The organism is Rhodococcus sp. BP-332, assembly GCF_019836065.1.
In the GTDB taxonomy this organism is placed as follows: Bacteria; Actinomycetota; Actinomycetes; order Mycobacteriales; family Mycobacteriaceae; genus Rhodococcoides.
In genome coordinates this window covers 1-22579 of record NZ_JABUEC010000001.1, presented here as the reverse complement: position 1 = coordinate 22579, position 22579 = coordinate 1, and the positions used below count along the sequence as shown (strand labels likewise).

The 22579-nt window shown below is 68.8% G+C and carries 22 protein-coding genes, 1 tRNA gene and 1 rRNA gene; 2 read left to right on the top strand and 22 right to left on the bottom strand.

What is annotated here, in order from left to right; genetic code table 11:
- Positions 1-3: 3 nt before the first annotated feature.
- The 3 genes from HQ314_RS00120 to HQ314_RS00110 form a co-directional block, all read right to left on the bottom strand.
- Positions 4-276, bottom strand: a complete 273-nt coding sequence (locus HQ314_RS00120; RefSeq protein ID WP_222648846.1) for a hypothetical protein — start codon at positions 274-276, stop codon at positions 4-6.
- 487 nt (positions 277-763) lie between these two features.
- Complete coding sequence (locus tag HQ314_RS00115; RefSeq protein ID WP_308119161.1) at positions 764-2278, bottom strand: AAA family ATPase; 1515 nt, start codon at positions 2276-2278, stop codon at positions 764-766.
- Positions 2279-2446: 168 nt separating this feature from the next.
- Positions 2447-2674, bottom strand: coding sequence for a helix-turn-helix domain-containing protein (locus HQ314_RS00110; protein WP_222648844.1), 228 nt, complete (start codon positions 2672-2674; stop codon positions 2447-2449).
- 56 nt (positions 2675-2730) lie between these two features.
- Here HQ314_RS00110 and HQ314_RS00105 point away from each other — a divergent pair, with 56 nt between their 5' ends.
- Both HQ314_RS00105 and HQ314_RS21600 read left to right on the top strand, forming a co-directional pair.
- Complete coding sequence (locus tag HQ314_RS00105; RefSeq protein ID WP_222648842.1) at positions 2731-3393, top strand: hypothetical protein; 663 nt, start codon at positions 2731-2733, stop codon at positions 3391-3393.
- Positions 3390-4757, top strand: a complete 1368-nt coding sequence (locus tag HQ314_RS21600; protein WP_308119160.1) for a site-specific integrase — start codon at positions 3390-3392, stop codon at positions 4755-4757. The genes HQ314_RS00105 and HQ314_RS21600 overlap by 4 nt, the downstream gene beginning before the upstream one ends.
- A 100-nt stretch (positions 4758-4857) precedes the next feature.
- Here the strand turns inward: HQ314_RS21600 and HQ314_RS00095 are convergent.
- From HQ314_RS00095 to rrf, 19 genes are all read right to left on the bottom strand, one after another.
- A tRNA-Pro gene (locus HQ314_RS00095) sits at positions 4858-4934 on the bottom strand.
- A gap of 106 nt (positions 4935-5040) precedes the next feature.
- Positions 5041-6486, bottom strand: coding sequence for a ribosome biogenesis GTPase Der (gene der, locus HQ314_RS00090; protein ID WP_056444408.1), 1446 nt, complete (start codon positions 6484-6486; stop codon positions 5041-5043).
- Positions 6483-7175: a (d)CMP kinase gene (gene cmk / locus HQ314_RS00085; protein ID WP_037185658.1), complete on the bottom strand. Its 693-nt coding sequence runs from the start codon at positions 7173-7175 to the stop codon at positions 6483-6485. Before cmk ends, der begins: the two co-directional genes overlap by 4 nt.
- 29 nt (positions 7176-7204) lie before the next feature.
- A complete protein-coding gene (locus tag HQ314_RS00080) occupies positions 7205-8242 on the bottom strand; it encodes a pseudouridine synthase (protein ID WP_081821205.1) in 1038 nt (345 codons plus the stop codon).
- 9 nt (positions 8243-8251) lie between these two features.
- Positions 8252-8926, bottom strand: a complete 675-nt coding sequence (gene scpB, locus HQ314_RS00075) for an SMC-Scp complex subunit ScpB (protein ID WP_222637481.1) — start codon at positions 8924-8926, stop codon at positions 8252-8254.
- Positions 8923-9771: a segregation/condensation protein A gene (locus HQ314_RS00070; RefSeq protein WP_222648840.1), complete on the bottom strand. Its 849-nt coding sequence runs from the start codon at positions 9769-9771 to the stop codon at positions 8923-8925. Before HQ314_RS00070 ends, scpB begins: the two co-directional genes overlap by 4 nt.
- Positions 9768-10667: a ParA family protein gene (locus HQ314_RS00065; protein ID WP_051613290.1), complete on the bottom strand. Its 900-nt coding sequence runs from the start codon at positions 10665-10667 to the stop codon at positions 9768-9770. The genes HQ314_RS00070 and HQ314_RS00065 overlap by 4 nt, the downstream gene beginning before the upstream one ends.
- Positions 10668-10773: 106 nt before the next feature.
- On the bottom strand, positions 10774-11700 hold the full coding sequence (gene xerD, locus HQ314_RS00060; protein WP_222631321.1) for a site-specific tyrosine recombinase XerD: 927 nt from the start codon (positions 11698-11700) through the stop codon (positions 10774-10776).
- Positions 11690-12328 carry an NUDIX hydrolase gene (locus HQ314_RS00055; protein WP_056444399.1) on the bottom strand — a complete coding sequence of 213 codons (639 nt, stop codon included), beginning with the start codon at positions 12326-12328 and terminating at the stop codon, positions 11690-11692. The genes xerD and HQ314_RS00055 overlap by 11 nt, the downstream gene beginning before the upstream one ends.
- On the bottom strand, positions 12325-14061 hold the full coding sequence (locus HQ314_RS00050) for a CTP synthase (protein ID WP_056444396.1): 1737 nt from the start codon (positions 14059-14061) through the stop codon (positions 12325-12327). Before HQ314_RS00050 ends, HQ314_RS00055 begins: the two co-directional genes overlap by 4 nt.
- 150 nt (positions 14062-14211) lie before the next feature.
- Positions 14212-15159: a copper transporter gene (locus HQ314_RS00045; RefSeq protein WP_027505464.1), complete on the bottom strand. Its 948-nt coding sequence runs from the start codon at positions 15157-15159 to the stop codon at positions 14212-14214.
- The gene (steA, locus tag HQ314_RS00040; protein ID WP_027505465.1) at positions 15156-16340 is read right to left on the bottom strand and encodes a putative cytokinetic ring protein SteA; all 1185 of its coding nucleotides are present in this window, start codon (positions 16338-16340) and stop codon (positions 15156-15158) included. Before steA ends, HQ314_RS00045 begins: the two co-directional genes overlap by 4 nt.
- A 94-nt stretch (positions 16341-16434) precedes the next feature.
- A complete protein-coding gene (gene recN, locus HQ314_RS00035) occupies positions 16435-18204 on the bottom strand; it encodes a DNA repair protein RecN (RefSeq protein WP_027505466.1) in 1770 nt (589 codons plus the stop codon).
- 5 nt (positions 18205-18209) lie between these two features.
- On the bottom strand, positions 18210-19154 hold the full coding sequence (locus HQ314_RS00030) for an NAD kinase (RefSeq protein WP_027505467.1): 945 nt from the start codon (positions 19152-19154) through the stop codon (positions 18210-18212).
- Complete coding sequence (locus HQ314_RS00025) at positions 19151-19984, bottom strand: TlyA family RNA methyltransferase (protein WP_056444390.1); 834 nt, start codon at positions 19982-19984, stop codon at positions 19151-19153. The genes HQ314_RS00030 and HQ314_RS00025 overlap by 4 nt, the downstream gene beginning before the upstream one ends.
- Position 19985: 1 nt before the next feature.
- Complete coding sequence (locus HQ314_RS00020) at positions 19986-20240, bottom strand: hypothetical protein (RefSeq protein WP_222648838.1); 255 nt, start codon at positions 20238-20240, stop codon at positions 19986-19988.
- A 59-nt stretch (positions 20241-20299) separates the two neighbouring features.
- Positions 20300-21304 (bottom strand): HAD-IIA family hydrolase, encoded by a 1005-nt coding sequence (locus HQ314_RS00015; protein ID WP_027505470.1) that lies wholly within the window; start codon positions 21302-21304, stop codon positions 20300-20302.
- Positions 21301-22320, bottom strand: coding sequence for a hypothetical protein (locus tag HQ314_RS21595; RefSeq protein ID WP_373425223.1), 1020 nt, complete (start codon positions 22318-22320; stop codon positions 21301-21303). Before HQ314_RS21595 ends, HQ314_RS00015 begins: the two co-directional genes overlap by 4 nt.
- Before the next feature lie 134 nt (positions 22321-22454).
- Positions 22455-22571, bottom strand: a 5S ribosomal RNA gene (gene rrf, locus HQ314_RS00005).
- Positions 22572-22579: the final 8 nt, after the last annotated feature.

Here is a 22579-nt window from a genome sequence, read left to right as displayed (position 1 = left end):
GGGTCAGAGGGCTATGAGTCGGCGGCGGCCGGGTGTCGCCGCGAACGCAGCTCGGGACATCTCGTCGGACCGACCGACGTAGGTCCGGCCTCGGATGACCACGGCCTCGATCTCTCCGCGGCTCCACAGCGCGGACATCGCCGCTAGCTGTTCGGCCTCGGTGCCGGGCAGTCGTCGCGAGATCGGCTTCCACGGGCGCAGCTCGGTGTCGAGCGCAGCCAGTAGCGCCGCGTCGATCTCTGCTCGGTCGACGGTGGGTGTGGCGGTGGGGGTCATGGCGTCCTCGGTTCGGGGTCGGGTGAGGCCGTCCGTTGAGGGGTGCTCGGGTTCGGTGTCGAGATCAGGTCACGAGGGCGTCACCGTCGTCGCTTCGTCCGACGATGCGAACGGTCGAGCCGTCGATCCTGACGTTGATCCCGTTCGCTTCCGTGATCACGTTGTGGCCCTTGCGGTCGGGTGACGTGGTGTCGCAGTCGCAGCTCGGACGACATGCCGGGCAAGCCGACGGAGCCGAATACGAGTGCAGTCGGGTCATGCGGGGGCGTGTGTCCCTCCGTGTTGTCCCGACTGCAAAACCGTCGAGATATGTTTGTAGTTATATGCAGGTAGAAGGGGGTTTCCGCAGTGGGGTCAGCAGTGGGGACAGACTGCTCAGTGAGGCCCACAGGGAGGGACGAATAGTCGCAGGTCAGAGGCAGTGGGGACAGTCGGGACAGTGGGGACATACATACGGACGGTTCTACTGTCCCCATTGGTGGCCGCGTCACCGCTCGACCTCCGTTGCCGGGGCTGCGAGGGGGTCGCGGTGCTGGTCACCGGGCAGCGACCACACTGTCTTTCGCGGGAAACCCTCCGAGTGGTAGATGACGCCCAGCTCGCTCGCAGCCCGCTTGAGGGTCCGCTCGGAGATGTTCTCGTCTTTTCGAGCGGCGTCCTTCGTCTGCTTGCTCGCGGCCGGGCTGTGCACCGACAGGTAGTCGGCCAACCACGCCTTGGCAGCGTCGACCGTGGTCGCGTCCTCGTCACCCTCGTTGAACCGGTCCGCGATTATCTGGCGGGACGACTTGCCGACCGTCCCGGCGTAGGCGAGCAGCGGCACCGTTCCGTCGTCGTCGGCGGTCGGAGGGAAGTGCTGGATGGACGTGATGCGGAACCGCGTCGCATCTGACGACCGCGCGATGTTGGACTTCTCGGGGCCGATCACCACGCAGCCCTCCTCGTCGGGATCGGCCTGCGCGAACAGGGTCATGCGCGCCTTCTTGCGCAGCTCTGCGGTCGCGCCGTACTTGTCGCGGGCGTTCGCCGTCGCCACCCGGTTCGTGTGGGTGAGCAGCAGAACCGCCGCGCCGCTGCTCGTGGCGTACTCCTTCCACGGGTGCAGAGCTTGGCGGGCGTGTTGCGGGTCTCGAACCGACAGCTTGGCTGGCACGGTGTCGAGCCAGGCGTCCACCACCACGAGGGCGGGGTCGACCTCCGCGGTCAGGATGACATCGAGATCGTCCGGGAACGTGGGCGCGCCGCTGCCGTCGGCCTCCGACGCGATCACGTGCACTCGGGACAGGTCGACGCCCGCGACCTCCAGACGCGGCCGAACAGTGGTGGCCCAGTCGTCCTCGGTGGCGACCACGATCACGTCCGCGGGCTCTCGCACCGGCACGCCGTACTCGGGCATCGGCTTACCGGTGGTGACGAATGCGATCAGCCACACCCACATGAGGGACTTGCCGATACCCTCGTCGCCCACGAGCAGCGTGACCGCCGAGCGGGGCACGTGTCCCGTCGCGAGCCATTCCCGCGGCTGCGCTGCCGCCAGCTCGTCTCCACGCCACAACCGTGGAGCGGCGTCGGTCGGTCCAGTCAACCGAACGCGATCCCGCACGGTCTGGCGGCTCTGCTCCAGGACCACCGCGGCCCGCAGGCGCAACTCCTCGATCTCGGAGTGGGTGAGCGGCCGCATCGAGTTCAGCGCCGCGTCATCGGCCCCGGCGCGAATGAGGCGGTCGCCCGAGATCATGAGTTCGGGCGCTTGTTTCAGCGGGTCGCGCTTGGCGTTGAACCGGTCGAACCCTGCGGCCACGTTCCGCGCCCACAGCTCGGGTCGAGTACGTAGGTCGTCCAGGTCGAACGAGCACGTCGCCCAGCGTTTGAGACGTGCGTCGGCGTCCGGGCCGCGCGCGTTGTCGGCGCGCTTGGCAGCCGTCTTCGGATTGTCGAACGGGTTGCTCTCGGTGTCCGGCGCGTCTGCCGGTCGGTCGGTATCGTCGGTGCTGGTGGTCACGTCGACCTTTCCCGATCCCCGGTGCGGTGGTGCGCGCCGGGGATCTCTCGTTTCACGGTGAGGCCGTCAGAGGTTTTGTCTCGCAACGCGATTTGGCGATCACCGAGCCGGGGCAGGCCCGAAGCCATCACCCCGGCCCAGCGACCGGTTCCCGCCTCGCCAGATGGTCTAGGCCGAAACGGCCGGGTCTTCGAGCATCAACTGGGCACGCACCCAGGCGCTCGGAATACGCACGCAGCCGCGGACTTTGATCGAGGGCCAGTCACCCGCCTTCACCGATTCGTATGCCTTGCTCCGGGAGACTCCGAACGCGGCGGCCACGTCGAGAGTTCCAACAGCGGGGTCGGTCATGATGCGGTGGAGCGCTGCGCTCGTGTCCGTCTGGTGCTGTGCCATGAGTCCGTTGTACTCTGATTACGTACCGTCCAACTAGCCGAAATTACGGTCATTAAATGAGCACCGACAAGTTGAGGTCCGCACGGGGCGACGTGGTGTCCGTGACGGTCCAGCCCGACTCGGACCGCCCGTATCTCATCGCGCTCGCCGGGCATCGTTTCAGTTATGAGGTGGCGATCACGCCGAACCGCGACCGGGCGGCACTGGGAGACCTGCGATTGGTCGCCAACGATCACGGCACCGCCATCGCGACGGCCGACCTCATGGCGGTGCCGGTCGACAGGTTGGCGCGCATCGCCGCCAAGCACGCCCGTCGCGACGACGGCGAGCACGACCGCGCAGCCGCCGACCGTCTCAGCGCCGCGCTGGCCGAACGCTTCGGCCTCGACCCCGACCAGGCCGCGGTGTCCGTGTCGAGTCACGAGACACCGGGTCCGGTGATGGTTCCCGGATCGAAGCCGAAGGGGCGGGGCCGACCGGCCAAGTCGGCGTCGTTCTACGCCCGCGTGGCCGACGCGGCTCGCGCAGCGGCAACCGACCCCGAACGACGCAGCATCGCTCGCGGGGTACAGGCACGAGCCGCGACGTGGCCCGAGTACGACACCCCGCCCCCGCTCTCGACCGTCGAACGCTGGCTCAAACAGGCCAGAGCACTCGGCCTCTACACCGGACCACGTTCACGCCCTACCCATCTCACCCACGAGGAGACCGACCAGTGACCAGCCCCGATGCACTCCGGAAGACACGCCGGGCGGAGCCCATCAACAAGCACACCGCCCGAAACGGCAGGGTCAGCTACTGGTTTCAGGTCGACCTCGGCACCAAGCCCGACGGCAGCCGGGACCGCCAGCGGTTCACGCACTCAACTCTGAAAGAGGCACGCGCGGACTACCGACGCATCACCAGCGAGGTGGCGGCAGGTCGCTACTCGCGGCAGACAGATCTCACCGTCGGCCAGGCGTGCGACGCGTGGATCGACGGTCGACGCGGCATCCGAGAGGTCACCCTGGCCGGGTACGTCAACGATCTCAAGCCCGTGCGTCGGCACATGGGCGGCAAGAAGCTCGCGCAGCTCACCAAGCGCGACGGGGACGAGCTGGTCGAATGGATGCTCACCGCGGGGCGCACGTCCTCGCGTAACCAGCGGCCGGACTCTCTGTCGGGCCGTGTCGCCGCGCTCATCGGTCGGCACCCTGAGGGCATCTCGGCAGCAGATCTCGCGGCAGCCTTCCCCGGCGACGACGTGCACACCTGCCTGTCGGGTCTCATTCGAGCGGGCCGCGTCACCCGGCCGCGTCGTGCCGTCTACGTACTGACCGACACGGCCGCGTCGACACCGCGGGGCGTCAAGCCAGTCACGGTGCGTTCTACGCTCACCAGCTTCGGGATGGTGGTGCAGAGCTTCGTGGACCAGGGTGCGCTCCCCCGGAACGTCATCGCACTGGTCGAGCGCCCGTCGGACCCCATCGCGGCCGACGAGGACGACACGGCCGGTCGGTCGTGGTCGCTCAGCGAGGTCGAGACCTTCCGGACCGCGGTCGCCGAAGACCGGTTGTTCGCATGCTGGCTCTTGAGTTGCTACGGGATGCGCCGCAGCGAGGTGTTGGGACTGCGATGGTCGAGCATTGACGGCGACGTGCTCCGCGTCCGGCGCGGACGGGTGGCGGTCGGCAGCACGACCGTGGAGGGCTTACCCAAGTCTCGGCGCAGCCGTCGTGACTTGCCGCTGCCGACCGAGCTGTCCGACGCACTCCGCGCGCTCCGGACACGGCAACGTGCAGAAGCTCTCGCGCTCGGCGTCGAGTGGTCCGATGACCGCCTCATCGTTGCGCACGAGGACGGCACTCCGGTTCGACCTGAGTGGTACTCCGACCGGTTCGACCGGCTGCGCTCTCATGCGGGCCTGCGCCGCATTCCGCTGAAGGGTCTGCGGAACACGAGCGTGAGCCTCATGCTCGCGTCGGGCATACCGGTTCACATCACGGCCGGGTGGCACGGCCACGATCCGGCCGTGTCGCTCAGCATCTACTCCTCTGCGCTTCCGGAGGATCTACGCGCGGCGGGAAGCTCGTTGTTCGGCTGAACCACCGCGCGTTGGCAAGCTCTTGGCAAGTCGCGTATCGCTGAACGAACAGAGGCGACTCCCGATGAACTCGGAAATCGCCTCTGAACTGCTCGTATTGTGGTCGGGCTGACAGGATTTGAACCTGCGACCACCTGACCCCCAGTCAGGTGCGCTACCAAGCTGCGCCACAGCCCGCGATCCCTCGAAAGGGATCGTGTGTGCCCCGAAGGGAACGAGCAAACACTACCCCAGTGGCGACGCTGGACGCCAATCGCCTCAGCAGCACCACCGGGGCAGTCGCCTACTTCTTCTTGCGGTCCCGCTTCTCCCGGATACGCACCGAGATCCGCACCGGACTGCCGTCGAAGTTGAACTCCTCACGCAGTCGGCGCTCGAGGAACCGGCGGTACCCGGCCTCGAGGAAACCGGTGGTGAACAGCACGAACGTCGGCGGGCGCGTGCTCGCCTGCGTGGCGAACATGACGCGGGGCAGTCGACCACCACGCATCGGCGGCGGCGTCGCGGCCACGACCTCCTTGAGCCAGGAGTTCAGCTGACCGGTCGAGATGCGCTTGTCCCACGACGCGAGCGACGTCTCCAGAGCGGGCACCAGCTTCTGCACCGCACGACCGGTCTTGGCCGAGACGTTGACGCGCTGCGCCCACGGCACGCGCATCAGGTCCCGGTCGATCTCCTTCTCGAGCTGGCCACGACGGTCGTCGTCGACGAGGTCCCACTTGTTGAACGCGATGACCAGTGCGCGGCCCGCGTCGGCGACCATCGAGAGCACCCGCAGGTCCTGCTCGGAGATGACCTCGGACGCGTCGAGCAGCAGGATCGCGACCTCGGCCGCGTCGATGGCGCCCTTGGTGCGGAGCGAGGCGTAGAACTCGGCGCCGCTGGCGTGGCTGACGCGCTTGCGCAACCCCGCGGTGTCGACGAAACGCCACACCTTGCCGCCCAGTTCCACCAGTGAGTCCACCGGGTCGACGGTGGTGCCGGCGACGTCGTGCACGACCGATCGCTCGTCGCCGGTGAGCTTGTTCAGCAGGCTGGACTTGCCTACGTTCGGCTTGCCGACCAGGGCGACACGACGAGGGCCGGCGACACCGGTTCCCTCGCGGGGCGTCTCGGGCAGGACTGCCAGGACGTCGTCGAGCAGATCGCCCGTACCGCGGCCGTGCGTCGCACTGACCGGACGGGGCTCACCGAGACCCAGCGACCACAGCAGTGCCGCTTCGGATTCCGTGCGCTCGTCGTCGACCTTGTTGGCCACCAGGATGACCGGCGTCTTCGACCGACGCAGGACTCGTGCCACGGCCTCGTCCGTCGCCGTCGCACCGACGACGGCGTCGACGACGAGCAGGATGGCGTCCGCCGTCTGCATCGCCATCTCGGCCTGCCGGGCGATCGACTGCTGCATCCCCTTGGCGTCGGGCTCCCAACCGCCGGTGTCCTGCACCATGAATCGACGTCCGGACCAGTTGGCCTCGTACGAGACACGGTCGCGGGTGACGCCGGGAACGTCCTCCACCACGGCCTCGCGGCGGCCGATGATGCGGTTGACGAGCGTGGACTTGCCCACGTTGGGCCGACCGACGACGGCGAGGGTGGGAACGGCGACCTCGGCCTCGGCCTCGCCGTCACCCTCGAAGTCGATGTCCTCCCAGTCCGACTCCTCGGACCAGATGCCGTCCGAGGCGTAGACCTCGGTCGCGTCGAGCGTGTCGAATGTGTTGTCGCTCATGAGCGTGCTCCTTCCGGGGCATGAGTCGGACGCCCGATGTCCAGACGCTCGGTGACCAGACGCATCAGTTCGTCGATCACCGCGTCCTTGTCGAGGTCGCTGGTGTCCACGGTGACCGCATCGTCCGCGGGTCGCAGCGGGGACGTGGCACGTGTGGAGTCCGCGTGGTCCCGACGCTGGACGTCGGCGAGCACGGCGTCGTAGTCGTCCCCGCGGCCCTCGGCGATGTTCTGGTCGTTACGACGCGTGGCGCGCGTCTCCGCGGACGCGGTCAGATAGATCTTGATGTGAGCGTCGGTGAGGACGACGGTGCCGATGTCGCGACCCTCCACGACGATGCGACCGGCAGTGTCCGCGATCTCTCGTTGCAGCGCAACGAGTTTCTCGCGCACAGCGGGCACGGCGGACACCGCGGAGACGGCCGCCGTCACGGCGGACCCGCGGATCGGACCGGTGACGTCCTCGCCCGACACCTCGACCCGCTCCCCCGTGGGATCGGTGCCGATGGAGAGGTCGATGGACTCGGTGAGCGCAGCGACGGCGTCGGCGTCTCCGGGATCGACGTCGTTCGTCAGCACCCATGCCGTCGCCGCGCGGTACATCGCACCGGTGTCGAGGTAGGACGCACCGAGCCGGGTCGCCAACAGGCGGGAGACGGACGACTTGCCGGTACCGGACGGGCCGTCCATCGCGACGATCAGTCGATCCTCCGACGCGGTCACAGGCCGACCGCCCCGTACAGACTGCCGACCTCGCCGCGACCGAGCACCCGCAGCGTGCCGGGGCGCTGGTCGCCGAGGGCGACGGCCCCGATGTCGGTGCGCACCAGGCGTTTCACCGGGAACCCGACCGAGTCGAACAGTCGGCGCACGATGTGCTTGCGACCCTCGTGCAGCACGACCTTCACGAGCGTCTTGCCCTCGTTCACGTCGAGCACCGCGTAGGAGTCCACCTTCGCCGGTCCGTCGTCGAGTTCGACTCCGGAACGCAGCTTCTTGCCCGCGTCGCGGTCCAGGACACCCTGCACCGTGGCGAGGTACGTCTTGGACACCTCGAAGGAGGGGTGCATCAGCCGGTGGGCCAGATCGCCGTCGTTGGTGAGCAGGATCAGGCCTTCGGTGTCGGCATCGAGTCGGCCGACGTGGAAGAGCCGCTGTCCTGCCTGGACCCGCTCCGAGACGATGTCGCCGATGCAGGGCCGACCGAGGTCGTCCGACATCGTGGACTGCCATCCGCGCGGCTTGTTCAGCGCGATGTGGACCAGATCGGCCTTGATGACGACACGGGTGCCGTCCACCCGCACGACCGCGACCTCGGGGTCGACGCGGACACCTTGCTCGGTGACGATGCGGCCGTCGACCTCGACGCGTCCCTCGTCGATGAGCTGCTCGGCGGCGCGACGCGAGGCGACACCTGCCTGGGCGAGCACCTTCTGCAAGCGCACACCGTCCTCCGGAGCCACGTGCGGCCGCGGGCCGTCGGTGTGCTGATGGCGGGCCGGCTTGGCGTTGCTGATGGTCGGAGCAGCCGTCGTCTTGCGCTCCGGCTTCGGCGACTTGCCGGGCTTGGAGCCGCTGTTCTTGGGAGCCACCCGGGGGTACCCGGACTTGCCGCCGGGCTTACGGCTCTCGGTGCGCTTGCTGTACGCAGCAGCGGCGACCTTCTTGTTGGGGCGCTTCTTCTGTCGTTCGGGAGTGGAGGCGTCGGATGCGCCGTCCCGGTCCGGTGTGCCATCACGGCGAGCGGAGTCGTTCACGTTTCTTACCTATTCGTCTGTGGTGTCGGTGCCGAACTCGGTGGTCGAGTCCGACTCGGTGTTCTCTCGTCGACGCTCGGCACGCAGGACCCGCGGATCGGAGTCCATGCTGTCGCTGATGTCGTCGATCATGTCCACGCCCGGAAGCAGCGGAGCAAGTTCGGGGAGGTCGGACAGTGACGCCAACCCCAACCGTTCGAGGAACATTTCCGTGGTGACGTACTGCGTCGCCGCAGAGTCCGGGTCGGGACCCGCCTCGGCGATGAGACCTCTCGCGAGGAGAGTGCGCATCACGCCGTCCACGTTCACTCCGCGCACAGCACTGACTCGTGCGCGGGTAACCGGTTGACGATAGGCGATCACAGCGAGGGTTTCCAGTGCCGCTCGGGTGAGCTTGGACCGCGCACCGTCGAGGAGGAGCCGTTCGACATAGGGCGCGTACTCGGTGCGGGTGTAGAAACGCCACCCGTCGCCGGCGAACCGCAGGTCGATGCCACTGCCGCGGGCGGTGAGGTCGGCGGCCATGGCGGTCAGCGCCTGCCGGATGCGCGTTTCGTCACAGTCCAGGGCCGAGGCGAGCTGCGGGACGGATGCCGGGGTGTCGACGACGAGCAGCACCGACTCGAGCGCCGCGCGCACCTCGGCGTCCGACAGGGCGTCGGGAGCGTCCTCGCTCGCTGTCATCCGTAGTCCTCCATCCTCGAGACGTCCATCCGGTCGATGTCGGCAACGTCGTCGTCGCCGGTCCAGGTGACCGCGAGATCGCCCAGCGCCTCGGGTTGGTCGAACGCGACGACCTTCTCGCGATACAGCTCGAGCAGCGCGAGGAACCGTGCGACCACCTCGACGGTGACCTCGCAGTCGCGGACCAGGTCGGCGAACGTCGCCCACTCACCCATTCCGCGGTCGCGCAGCATCGCCAGGATCGCCCGCGCGTGTTCCGGGACCGACACCGCCGACGCGTGGAGATGGCCGAGACCGACCGTCGGCACCTCGCGCGGGGTGAACGCCGCCGCGGCGATCTCGGCGAAGCGGCGCGGATCCACACCGAGCAACACCTCCGGCAGCAGCGACGCGAACGAGTCCTCGAGCGAGACCGATCGCGGATAGCGCCGCAGCGCGGCGTTCTCCAGTTCGCCGAACAACTGCGCCACCTGTTTGTAGGCCCGGTACTGCAGCAGCCGGGCGAACAGCAGGTCCCGCACCTCGAGCAGTGCCAGGTCCTCGGCGTCGTCCACCTCGCCCGACGGCAGGAGGCGGGCGGCCTTGAGGTCCAGCAGGGTCGCCGCGACCACCAGGAACTCGGTGGTCTGGTCGAGACCCATCTCCGCGCCCATCGCGCGGGTGTACGCGATGAAGTCGTCGGTGACGGTGTGCAGTGCGACCTCGGTGACGTCGAGTCGGTGCTGCCCGATCAGGGTCAGCAACAGGTCGAACGGGCCTTCGAAGTTGGTGAGCCGCACCTGGAATCCGGTGGGCGTCGGCGCGTCCCCGACCGTCGTGTCCGTCACGACCGTCCCGTCGGTCAAGACTGGGGTGCGGTGTCCCGGTGGATGACCTCGCGGGCCAACGACCGGTACGCGTCGGCACCCGCGGACTTCGGCGCCCACGTGGTGATCGGCTCGCCGGCGACGCTCGTCTCCGGGAAACGCACGGTGCGCGTGATGACGGTGTCGAAGACGACGTCGCCGAACACCTCGACCACGCGATTCATGACCTCTCGCGAGTGCAGCGTGCGGGCGTCGAACATCGTGACCACGATGCCCTCGAGCTTCAGCCGCGGATTGAGACGATCGCGCACCTTGTCGACGGTGTCGTTGAGCAACGCGAGTCCGCGCAGACTGAAGTACTCGCACTCCATCGGGATGAGCACGGAATCGGCGCACGCGAGGGCATTGACGGTCAACAGGCCGAGCGACGGCTGGCAGTCGATGAGGACGTAGTCGTAGCGATCGAGAATCGGGTGCAGCACGCGTCCCAGCGTCTGCTCGCGGCCGACCTCGGTGACCAGTTGGATCTCGGCCGCGGAGAGATCGATGTTGCTGGGGAGCAGGTCCATCCCGTCCACCCGCGTACGCATGAGGACGTCGTCGATCGCCACCCGCGGCTCCACCAGCAGGTTGTGCACCGTGAGGTCCAACTCGTGGTGTGGCACACCGAGACCCGCGGAGAGCGCGCCCTGCGGATCGAGGTCGACCAGCAGGACTCGGCGTCCGTACTCGGCCAGCGACGCACCCAGATTGATGGTCGACGTGGTCTTGCCGACGCCGCCCTTCTGGTTGCACATCGCGATGACCGTCGCCGGTCCGTGCGAGGACAGCGGCTGCGGATCCGGGATGTCGCGATACGGGCGGCCCGTCGGCCCCATGCCCGACGGGTGGGCCAGCGTGGGATGTTCCGGTTCGGGCTGACGAGTGCGGAACAGTGCTCCGTCGTCGTGCGCCGCTGACACCACCGGACCTCCATCCTCACCTCGTGCTGCAGTTCCCCTGAACGCTACCGCGTGTCGGGTGCAGCTTCGTGCGGACACGCTACCGTGCGCGCGGATGCGCCTCGGCCCACACTTCGCGCAACGTCGTGACGGTGACCAGTGTGTAGATCTGCGTGGTGGTCACCGAGGCGTGACCCAGAAGTTCCTGCACCACACGTACGTCCGCGCCGCCGTCGAGCAGGTGGGTCGCGAAGGAGTGCCGCAACGTGTGCGGGGACACGCTGGCTCCGATCCCGGCGCGCTCCGCCGCGGTCTGGAGGACCTGCCAGGCGCTCTGGCGTGACAACCGGCCGCCTCGCACGTTCAGCAGCAGGGCGGGAGTGCCCTGCGACACCAGTGCGGGTCGACCACGGACGAGGTACGCGTCGACGGCGTCGAGTGCGGGACGGCCGATGGGCACGATGCGCTCCTTGCCACCCTTGCCGTGCAGGACCACGGACCGCGAGTCGGAGTCGATGTCGTCGACGTCGAGACCCACGGCCTCGGAGATGCGCGCACCGGTGGAGTAGAGGAGCTCGAGCAGCGCCCGGTCGCGAAGACCGCGCGGGGTGTCCGCGGCCTCCCCGGCGACGGCATCGAGGAGCGCGAACACCTGCTCGACGGAGAGCGACTTCGGGAGCCGGCGGCCCGGCGCCGGCGGTTTGACCCCGGCAGCGACGTCGACGTCGACGATGCCCTCGGCCAGCGCGAAGCGGTGGACTCCGCGAACCGCGATGACCGTACGCGCGGCGCTGCTCGCCGCGAGCGGCGGGAACAGCTCGTTGCCGGACCGGAGGGCCGTCACGAACTCCGCGACGTCCACCTCGGTGACGTCGCGGAGACTGTTCCGGTCGAGTTCACCCAGATGGCTGGCGTAGCGCGAGAGGTCGCGGCGGTACGAGGTGATGGTGTTGCGAGCTGACCCGCGCTCGACGGCGAGGTGATCGAGATAGGTCGCGATCACCTCGCCCGGCGAGTCAGCTGCCATGCGCGCCCTTGCGCTTCTCGAACGCGGTGGGTCGATCACGCCAGGGTGCATCGCTCGGCCGCAACGGAACCGAGCGTGACCGCACCGCCGCCAGCGCCAGGATTCCCGCCACCGCCGACGCGTTCACGATCTCGCCGCTGAACACGCGCGACACCGCCTCGTCCACCGGGACGCGGACGAGCTCGATGTCGGCTTCCTCGTCGTGAGCCTCCGGTCGATCGACCTCGGTCACCTCGTCGGCCAGGTAGATCCGCACGGTCTCGTCCGTGAACCCGGGTGACGCCGCCACGTCGACCAGCAACGACAAGGACGCCGCGGCGAGCCCCGTCTCCTCGGTCAGCTCACGCTTCGCGGCCTCGACGGGATCCTCCCCCGGCTCGTCCAACAGACCCGCGGGAAGCTCGAGCAGGCGACGCCCCAGAGGATGCCGGTACTGGCTGATCAGCACGATGCGCTCGTCGTCGTCCAGCGCGACCACGGCGACCGCACCGTGATGCTCGACGACCTCACGTTCGGCCCGACGACCGCCGGGCATCGTCACCTGGTCGAGCCGGAGCGCGAGAATCGCACCCTGGTACTCAACGGACGATTCGAGGATCTCGAACTCGTGACGATCGGCCATGGTCAGGCCTTCGTCGCGGCGGGTTCGGCCGGCTGCGCCGTGACGGACTCGTCACCGTGGACGTCGACGGGCAGCCGCTCCTCGGACTTGTACGAGAGCGCAGCGGAGATCAGCGACGCGAAGAGCGGGTGCGGCCGCGTCGGCCGGCTCTTGAGTTCGGGATGCGCCTGCGTGCCGACGAAGAACGGATGCGCGCTCCGCGGCAGTTCGACGAACTCGACCAGGTGGCCGTCCGGGGACGTGCCGCTGAACTGCAGTCCACTCTCCGCGATGCGGTCGCGGTAGCTGTTGTTGACCTCGTAGCGATGGCGGTGACGCTCGGAGACGGACTCGCTGCCGTAGGCCTGCGACACCACCGACCCCTTGGTGAGCGTGGCGGGGTAGGCCCCGAGGCGCATCGTGCCGCCCAGGTCCGCCTCGCCGGCGACCGCCTGCTCCTGGTCCGCCATCGTCGAGATGACCGGCTGTGTCGTCTCGGGCTCGAACTCGGCCGAGTTCGCATCGGTGAGACCGACGGACCGCGCCGCCTCGATGACCATGCACTGCAGACCCAGGCAGAGCCCGAGCGTCGGGATCTTGTGCGTCCGGGCGTGGGTGATCGCGCCGAGCTTGCCCTCGATACCGCGGATGCCGAAGCCGCCGGGAATCACCACGGCGTCGATGTCGGCGAGCGCCAGCTTGGCGCCGGCCGCGGTGTCGCAGTCGTCGGACTGCACCCACACGAGTTCGACCTTCGCGCGGTTGGCGAAACCGCCGGCCCGCAGCGCCTCGGTCACCGACAGGTAGGCGTCGGGCAGATCGACGTACTTGCCGACCAGGGCGACGCGCACCGTCTCGCGAGGCTGGTGCACTCGCTCGAGGAGGGTTCCCCACACGGTCCAGTCGACGTCCCGGAACGGCAGTCCGAGCTGACGCACGACATACGCGTCGAGACCCTCGCCGTGCAGCACGCGCGGGATGTCGTAGATGGAGGGCGCGTCGGGGGTGGAGATGCACCCGTCGACGTCCACGTCGCACATGAGCGCGATCTTCGCCTTGAGGGCCTGCGGCACGTCGCGGTCGGATCGCAGGATCAGCGCGTCGGGCTGAATACCGATGCTGCGCAACGCCGCCACCGAGTGCTGCGTCGGCTTGGTCTTGAGCTCACCCGAGGGCGCGAGGAACGGAACGAGCGAGACGTGGAGGAAGAAGACGTTCTCCCGGCCCACGTCGTGGCGGACCTGACGCGCCGCTTCGAGGAAGGGCTGCGACTCGATGTCGCCGACGGTGCCACCGATCTCGGTGATGACGACGTCGGGCTCCTGGCCCTGCAGATCCGGTCCGCGCATCGCGAGGATGCGGGCCTTGATCTCGTCGGTGATGTGCGGGATGACCTGGACGGTGTCGCCGAGGTACTCGCCGCGACGCTCCTTGGCGATCACCGTGGAGTACACCTGGCCGGTGGTCACGTTGGCGTATCCGGAGAGATCCCGATCGAGGAACCGCTCGTAGTGGCCGACGTCGAGGTCGGTCTCCGCGCCGTCCTCGGTGACGAAGACCTCGCCGTGCTGGAACGGGTTCATCGTTCCGGGATCGACGTTGAGGTAGGGATCGAGCTTCTGCATCGTGACGCGAAGGCCACGTGAGGTGAGAAGCTGACCGAGGCTCGAGGCCGTGAGCCCCTTGCCGAGCGACGACGCGACGCCGCCGCTGACGAAGATGTGCTTGATGTCGGCCCGCGTGTGAATGCGTGACTGCAAAGAGACTCCCGTGACGGTGCGACCCGATGGTGACAGCGAGCGAATCGCTCAACATCGAGTGGTTCGGAACCTGGCCGACCCACGGGACTTCACGGTAACACCTTCACGCGAGTTCGGTCGACACCACGCGGGCGACGACGGCTGGAGTACCTAGCTCGGGGTCGCCCCGACCGTCACGGCCGTCGCGGCAGGACCCGTTCCGTACCGACCCGTACCACCGGCGAGCTGCTCACCGAGTGCCAAGGCGACGGTGATGCGCCCCGACGTGCGATCGACGTCGTCGACGGTGCTGGTCCCGGCAGCGAGGGCGGAATCCGACCGCACCACCGCGATGGGACCGCTGCCCTCGGCCGAACCGGCACGGCCCGCGAGCACGGTTCCGGCTCCGCGTCCGTCCAGAGCGCCGGCGAAGCGAGCCACGATCGCGCCGCGGTTGCCGTCCTCACCCGAGTCGGCGGCCTGTCCGGAGACCACCACCGCGAGCTGTGCCGGTGCCACGGCACCGTCGTCGTACGTGATGAAGCCGCCGCCGCGCAGGGTGTCGAGGGCCAGGCCCAGTTCCTCCGGCGTGCTCTGCGGTTGGGCGGTCTGTGCGTTCAGCAACAGCACCGTACCGAGCAGATCGCCCGCGAGGCTGCCCTGATCCACCGATCCCGTACGCAGTTGCGCGCCTGCGGGAACCACGTTGGTGAGGCGCGTGCGGAGATCGTCGCCGCTGGCGGCGGACACGAACGCCTCGGTGAGCCCCACTCGTCCGGTCACCGACCCGCCCGCGTCGGCGATGGTGCGCTGCACACCCTCCACGTCGGCGGGGTCTGCGTCGGGCGTGGTGACCAGCACGACGGTGCGGTCGGCCAGCGCTCCCGCGACCACCCGGGTCGCGACGGCCGCGTCGAAACCGTCGGCGGCGTTGAGTTGCTCTCCGAGTGCGTTGTTCGCCGACTGCAGGTCGTTCACCTCGGTCTGCAGATCGTCCCGGTCGTCGCGCAGTCCGGACAGCACTCGACCGGACAGCAGGCCGGAGCCGAGGACGACTCCGACCGCGAGCGCCAGGAACACCGCGATCAACGAGATGGTGTGCTGACGAAGCGAAATCACTGAAGCAGCCCCTGCACCCACAGGGCGAAGCTGTTCCAGGTCTCGATCGCCCAGTCCAGAGTCGCACCGCTGCCGTTGGTCACGACGAGCGCCGCGATGACGGCGATGAGGGCTGCGAGGACGAGCAGCGCCACCGCGCCACCGGAGACCCGGCTGCGGTACAACGTCGCCATGGCCTTGGCGTCCACCAGTTTCGGACCGACCTTGAGTCGGGTCATGAACGTCGACGGTGTGTCCGCGCGCTTGCTGGCGTCGAAGAACTCGTCGAGCGACGCGGCACATCCGACCGTGACGATGAGTGAGGCGCCGTGGTGGTCGGCGAGCAGGAGCGCGAGGTCCGCCGGGGTGCCCGTGGCCGGGAACGTCATGGCTCCGATGCCCAGGTCCTGGATGCGCTCGAGGCCTTTGGCGTGGCCGTCGGAATCGGCGGGGAGCACCACCTCGGCGCCGGACTTCAGCGTGCGGCTGCTCACGTCGTCCGGGTCGCCGACGATCAGGTCGGGGCGGTATCCCGCCTCCGACAGCGTGTCGGCGCCGGCGCCGACACCGATGAGGATCGGCGAGTACTCCTTGATGAACGGCTTGAGCGACTTGAGATCGGCCACGTGGTCGGTGCCCTCGGCGACGACCACGACGTGACGACCGTTCATGTCGACGTCCACCTCGGGCACTCCGACGCCGTCGATCAGCAGCGGCGACTCGGTGCGGATGAACTCGATCGTGTTGCCCGAGAACGCTTCCAGGTGATCGATCAGACCAGACTTGGCCTCGATCATGCGGTCGGAGATGTCGGCCTCGGACTGCTCGGTGCCGGTGGCGAGACGTCGCTCCCCGGCGTACACGTTGCCGTCGTGCAGGCGGATCTTCGAACCGTCCTTGACCTTCTTGAAGACGTCGGAGCCCACCTCGTCGATGAGCTCGATGCCGTTGGCGACGAGCACCTCCGGACCGAGATTGGGGTAGCGCCCCGAGATCGAGGCGGAGGCGTTGACCACGGCCGTCACGCCGGCCTGTACCAGCAGGTCGGCGGTGATCCGGTCGAGGTCGAGTTCGTCGAGAACGACGATGTCTCCGGGACCGACACGGCGCAGGAGCTTGGCCGTGGAGCGATCGACCCGAGCGATTCCCGTGACTCCGGGAAGTGAGTCATGACTACGCGAGAGCAGAGCCGGCATCTTCATGCACACGATGATGGACAACAACACGGCAGCATCGGCGGAGGCGCGCCGTAACAACTACCACATCATTCACATCAGTCACACCAGCACATCGCTCTCAGGCGGTCGCGGACTCCCGTTCCGCCGTCGCGGTGCGCAACAGTTCCTCGGCATGTGCCCGGCCGGTCTCGGTGTCGTCGAGCCCGGCGAGCATGCGCGCGAGTTCCACGACACGCTCGGAATCCGTCAAAGTGCGCACACCACTGTTGGGGCCGCCACGTTTTCCGTCGGTCTTGTTCACCACCAGGTGCGTGTCGGCGAACGCCGCGACCTGCGGGAGGTGCGTCACGACGATGACCTGATGCGTCCTGGCCAGGCGTGCCAGCCGCTTGCCGATCTCCACGGCGGCGCGACCACCCACGCCGGCATCGACCTCGTCGAAGACCATGGTCGCTCCGGCATCCGATCGCGCGAGGACCACCTCGAGCGCCAACATCACGCGGGAGAGCTCACCGCCGGACGCGCTCTTGTTGAGCGGCAGCGACTGCGCACCGCTGTGCGCGGACAGACGGAACTCGATCTCGTCGGTGCCGGTCGACCCGGCGTGCAGCGCGGTTCCGTCGACGGACAGCGCCGACCGATCGTCCGCACCCGCAGCGCGGGGGCGCACCTCGACGTCCAGCTTGGCCTTGCCCATCGCCAGGCCGGCGAGTTCGGCGCTGACCGCCTTGGACAGTTTCGCCGCAGCCTTCACCCGCGCGGCCGACAGCTTGCGTGCGACCTCGGCGGTCGCTGCACCGGTGGTGGAGACGCGCTCGGTCAGCGCTGCCACGGCGTCGGCGGAGACGTCCAGTCCCGTCAGGCGGGTTCGTGCGTCCTCCGCCCACGCGAGCACTCCGTCCACGTCGGCGGCGTACTTGCGAGTCAGACTCTTGAGCTCCGCTTGACGCGAGAGCAGCGTGTCCAGTGACTCCGGATCGGCGGGCAGATCCTCGAGGTACGAGGTGAGCTCGGCTCCGACGTCGGTCACCACCGCGATAGCCTCGGCGAGTCGTGGGCCGACGGCCGAGAGAATCTCGTCGTCGGTCGAGGCGAGTCGATCGCGGGCCTCGCCCAACAGCGCCATGACGGACACGTCGCCGGGGTCGTCGCCACCGGTGAGCGCCGTGTGCGCGGCGGACGCCGCATCGCGGAGCGAGTCGAGATCGCTGAGCCGCCGGACGGTCGCCGCGATGTCGGTGTCCTCGTGCGGTGCCGGTGCGACCGCGTCGATCTCGTTCAGGGCGAACGTGAGCTGGTCCGCCTCGCGCGCGAGTTCGCGAGCCTTCTCCGTCCGCTCCCGCAGTTCGGTCACCGCAGCGACCCACTGCGAGCGGCGAGTGCGGTACGTCTCGAGCAGCGGCCCGATGGCGTCCGCAGCGAAGCGGTCCAGAGCGGCCAACTGCTGATCACTGCGTTGCAGACGCAATTGATCGTTCTGTCCGTGCACCGTGAGCAACGATCCGGTGAACTCCGACAGGACGCCTGCGGGCACACTGCGGCCGCCGAGATGAGCACGTGATCGGCCGTCGCTGCCGACCGTCCGGAGGGCGATGATGCTGTCGTCCTCGTCGCGCCGACCGCCGGTGGACTCGAGCAACTGCTCCACGTCGCCGCGGACCTGGTCGGTGACGTGGTCGGTGGTGAAACGACCCTCGACCACCGCGCGGTCGGCGCCGACACGGACACGCCCGGCGTCGGCGCGCGCGCCGGAGAGCAGATGCAGGCTGGTGACGACCATCGTCTTGCCGGCACCGGTCTCACCGGTGAGCACCGTCAGACCCTCCGAGAACGACGCCGTCGCCTCGGCGATGACTCCCAGGCCGTCGATACGAATTTCGGACAACACGTCGGTTACGTCACCCTCCCCCGCCAGCCGGTGACCGGCAAGGCGAACTTGTGTACGAGTCGATCGGCGAACGGCGCGGAGTCGAGCCGGATCCACTTGATCGGCTCACATCCTCGCACCACCTCGACGCGAGCACCGGCGGGCAGGCGCAGGGTGCGCCTGCCGTCGCAGAACACCACCGCGTCGTGTCCGCCGTCGAAGGTCTCGATGGCGATGTGTGACTCGGGACTTGTCACCAGCGGCCGCGCGAACAGCGCGTGGGCGTTACTGGGGATGACGAGGATCGCCTCGAGCTCCGGCCACACGACCGGACCACCGGCCGAGAACGCATAGGCGGTGGACCCGGTGGGGGTCGACAGCAGAACACCGTCGCATCCGAACGAGGACACCGGACGGTCGTCCACCTCGAGCACCACCTCGAGCACCCCGAGCCGCGATCCGTTCTCGATACTGGCCTCGTTCAGCGCCCACCCACGTTCGATGATCTCGCCGTCGACGTGCACGGTGATGTCCAGCGTCATCCGCGGTTCGATGCGGTACTCGCGGCGCACCACGATTGCCAGGGTCTCCTCGAGATCGTCGGCCTCCGCCTCGGCGAGGAATCCGATGCGTCCCAGGTTCACGCCGAGCACCGGGATGGACGCCACCCGCGCGAGTTCCGCAGCGCGCAGGAAGGTTCCGTCGCCGCCGAGGACCAGGACGAGCTCGCAGCCCACCGCCGCCGACGGACCGAACTCCACGACGGAGACGTCGGACTGCGGTGTGGAGAGCGCGTCGATCCCCGACGTCGACTCCAACCGCGACGTGTCGTGCTCGTCGACGAGCACGCGCAGGGCGATCCCGTGATCGTGGAACACCTTCGCCGCGCGCAGAGCCGTCTGCTCGATGTCCGGGCGACCCGGATGCGCGACGAGCAGGATGGTGCGCTCGGGCACGGTCGACTCGCTCACTGAGGCCCCTTCTCCACGGCGTCGGACACCAGTTGCTCGACGGACGTCGACTGGGCTGTGCTGGGATCGTCGTCCGGACCCGGAACGGTGAGCCACAGGAAGTACTCGACGTTGCCGGACGGACCGGGCAGTGGGCTCGGCTCCACACCGGACGTGACCAGGCCCAGGTCGGCCGCGGCGCGCGCGACTCCCAGCACCGCATCTGCGCGCAGGGCGGGATCACGGACCACTCCCCCTGCACCGACGCGATCCTTGCCGACCTCGAACTGGGGCTTGACCATCGGGAGGATGCTGGCACCCGGACGGGCACACGCGGCGAACGCCGGGAGTACGAGAGCCAACGAGATGAAGGACAGGTCGGCGACCACGAGGTCGACCGGCCCGCCGATGGCCTCGGCATCGATGCCGCGGACGTTCGTACGGTCGAGGACTCGCACCCGCTCGTCGGTCCGTAGCCGCCACACCAACTGTCCGTAGCCTACGTCGACCGCCACGACCTCGCGTGCACCCTTGGACAACAGCACGTCGGTGAACCCACCGGTGGACGCACCCGCGTCGAGACACCGCGCGCCCTCCACCGTGACACCGCGTGGCTCGAAGGCGGCGAGCGCGCCCAGTAGCTTGTGTGCACCTCGAGAGGCCCACGACACCTCGTCGGAGACCTCGGTGACCCGTAGCGCCGTGCCGGGCTCGACCGCGGTGGCGGGCTTCGTGGCCACGGTGCCGGCGATCAGCACTCGACCGTCCGAGATGAGCTCCGAGGCGTGATCCCGAGATCGGGCCAGACCGCGGCGGACGAGTTCCGCGTCCACCCGAGCGCGACGAGCCATGTCAGTTCTTGTCCACGGACGCGAGCGCGTCGACGAGTACCTCGTGCGCGCGGTCGAGGATGCGGGCCTGCCGCGTCAGCGTGACCAGGCCGTGCGGGTCGTCCGTACCCTCGCCGAACGGCGCCGACGCCGCCACGTCCGCCTCGGCGACCAGCGCGTCGACAGCCGAGACGACGGCGTCGGGATCGACGGACGTGCCCTCGACATCGGAGTGCGACGGCAAGTGCTGACCGGGGCGGGTAACGGGCGTGCTCATCGCGGACAACGCTAGCCGATACCCCCGACGACGTCGGTCGGCGGTGGTGACCGTCAGTGTCAGGCGGTCCACCGCGCGACGACATCCGCAGCCGCACCGGACGCGCCCTCGACGGTGTCGAAGCCGCCGAGCGCCCAGACCGCGGGGAGAACGTCGCGCAGTGCCTCGATCCAGAGGTCGCCGTCGGCGTCGACGTCGCCCGTGGTCTCGACTCGCAGCACGGAACCGGACAGCGACACCGACCAGGTGTCGGAAGGCTCGGAGGGAACGAGAGACGCGGCCGGCTCCTCGAGCAGAGCCGACAGGGACGACGCGAGGTACGTGGGGCGCTCGTGCGGGACGGCAGTGAGCACGTCGTGCACGGTGCTCACTCCGGTGAGCACGAGGAGTGACGGCACACCCACCTCGTTGGCTCCCGCGATGTCCGTGTCCAGACGGTCACCCACCACCAGCGGCGTGGTCGACCCGCTGCGCTCGAGCGCGTCCTTCATGAGAGGTGCCTCGGGCTTGCCCGCCACGATCGGGGTGGCCCCCGTCGCTGCGGCGACCGCCGCGACCATGGCACCGTTTCCCGGCCCGAGACCGCGAGGCGTCGGCAGGCTGGTGTCGGCATTCGTGGCCACCCAGCGTGCGCCGGCACGGACCGCGTAGGTCGCCTCGGCGATGTTCGCCCACCCCGTCTCGGGGGAATGTCCCTGGACGACCGCGGCCGGAGTGGGGTCCGCTGTACGAACCGGCACCAGGCCGGCGGCGGACACCTCTGCCTCGAGGGCCTCGGTTCCGACGACCAGCACGGACGCACCTGCGGGCAGGAGACCAGCGAGAAGCCGCCCCGCCGCCTGGGAACTCGTCACCACCGACTCGTCGGGCGCACGGAAACCGAGATCGCGTAGGTGCTCGGCCACCTGAGCGGGAGACCGACTGGCGTTGTTGGTGACGTAGCAGAGCTGAGAGGAGCACTCGCGGAGAATGTCGACGGCACCGTCGATCGGATCGGGACCCCGGTACAGAGTCCCGTCGAGATCGAGCAGCAGGGCGTCGTGAGCGTCGGTCAGACGGGTCACTGACCGGTCAGTTCGTCGACTCGGTCCTCGGCGTCCGTCTCACCCTCGACGTCGGCGGCGGCGGCACGGAGGAACCACTGCACCCCGTCGTCCGCTCGACCGGCGGCCACGAGAGCGTCGGCGTAGGCGTAGTACAGCCGCGCTGCAGCCGACCCCGTGCGATCTCCCTCGAGATCCGGAGTCTGCAGCGTCACCACCGCCTGGTCGTACTGCCCCATGTCCATGCGGGCACCCGCGACGACGATGCGCAGTTCGGACGCATCGTCACCCGTCAGCTGGCGAGCCTCGTCGCTGCGTCCGAGCTCGATGGCGCGCTCCGGCCGACCGAGGCCCCGCTCACAATCAGCCATGACGGACAGCAGGCCTGGCCCACCGGCCATACGGCGGGCGGCGCGGAGCTCGGACAGAGCCTCCGCCCACTCTCCTGCGTGATACGCGGCGATGCCGGCCGTCTCTCGGACCACGGCGATGCGGCCGGCACGCTGCCGCGCCGCTCGCGCGTGCAGCAGTGCTGCGGCGGGATCGTCTCCGATCAGCTGACTGACCATGACCATGTGTCGTGCAACAGCTTCCGCGTTGCTCTTGTCGAGGCTCAACAGGTCTCGACGGACCCCGGGTTCGAGATCTTTCGCGTCGACGTCGTCCGGCAGATCGGGCTCGACCGGACGAGGAGCGCGAGAATCAGGGCCTCGCCCACCGCCGGCGCGCGGACCTGCGCTCCCTTCACCGCCGCGACGACGGGGAGGTGCACCCTGTCCTCGAGTGCGGTCGGGTGCCTGGCCCCTGCCGGAACCCTGCCGACGGTCGCCGGACGTCGATCGATCCCCGGAGCGCCCACGGTCGCCGGTGTGGCGACGTTCGTCCTGGCTCCCGGAACGGTCACCGGAGCGAGGGGCCGATGATCGGAACGACCCGCGTTCCCCCGCGCTGTCGCGGCGAGGTGCCCGGTTGTCGCGCGCGGGCGGCCGGCGGTCCGAATCGGACGTACGACCTTCCGATGACGGCTCTTCCGGCACGGTGGTTCCTTTCGATCGATCGGCGACCGAGCTCTCCCGCTCGTCACCGGTGGTGTCATCATGCCGCACTCACGATCGGAGTGCAGAAACACGAAAGGGGACCCATGTGAATGGGTCCCCTTCCGGAACGGATTGTTCGGCGGTGTCCTACTCTCCCACACCCTGTCGGGTGCAGTACCATCGGCGCTGGAGGGCTTAGCTTCCGGGTTCGGAATGGGTCCGGGCGTTTCCCCTCCGCTATGGCCACCGAAACTCTGTG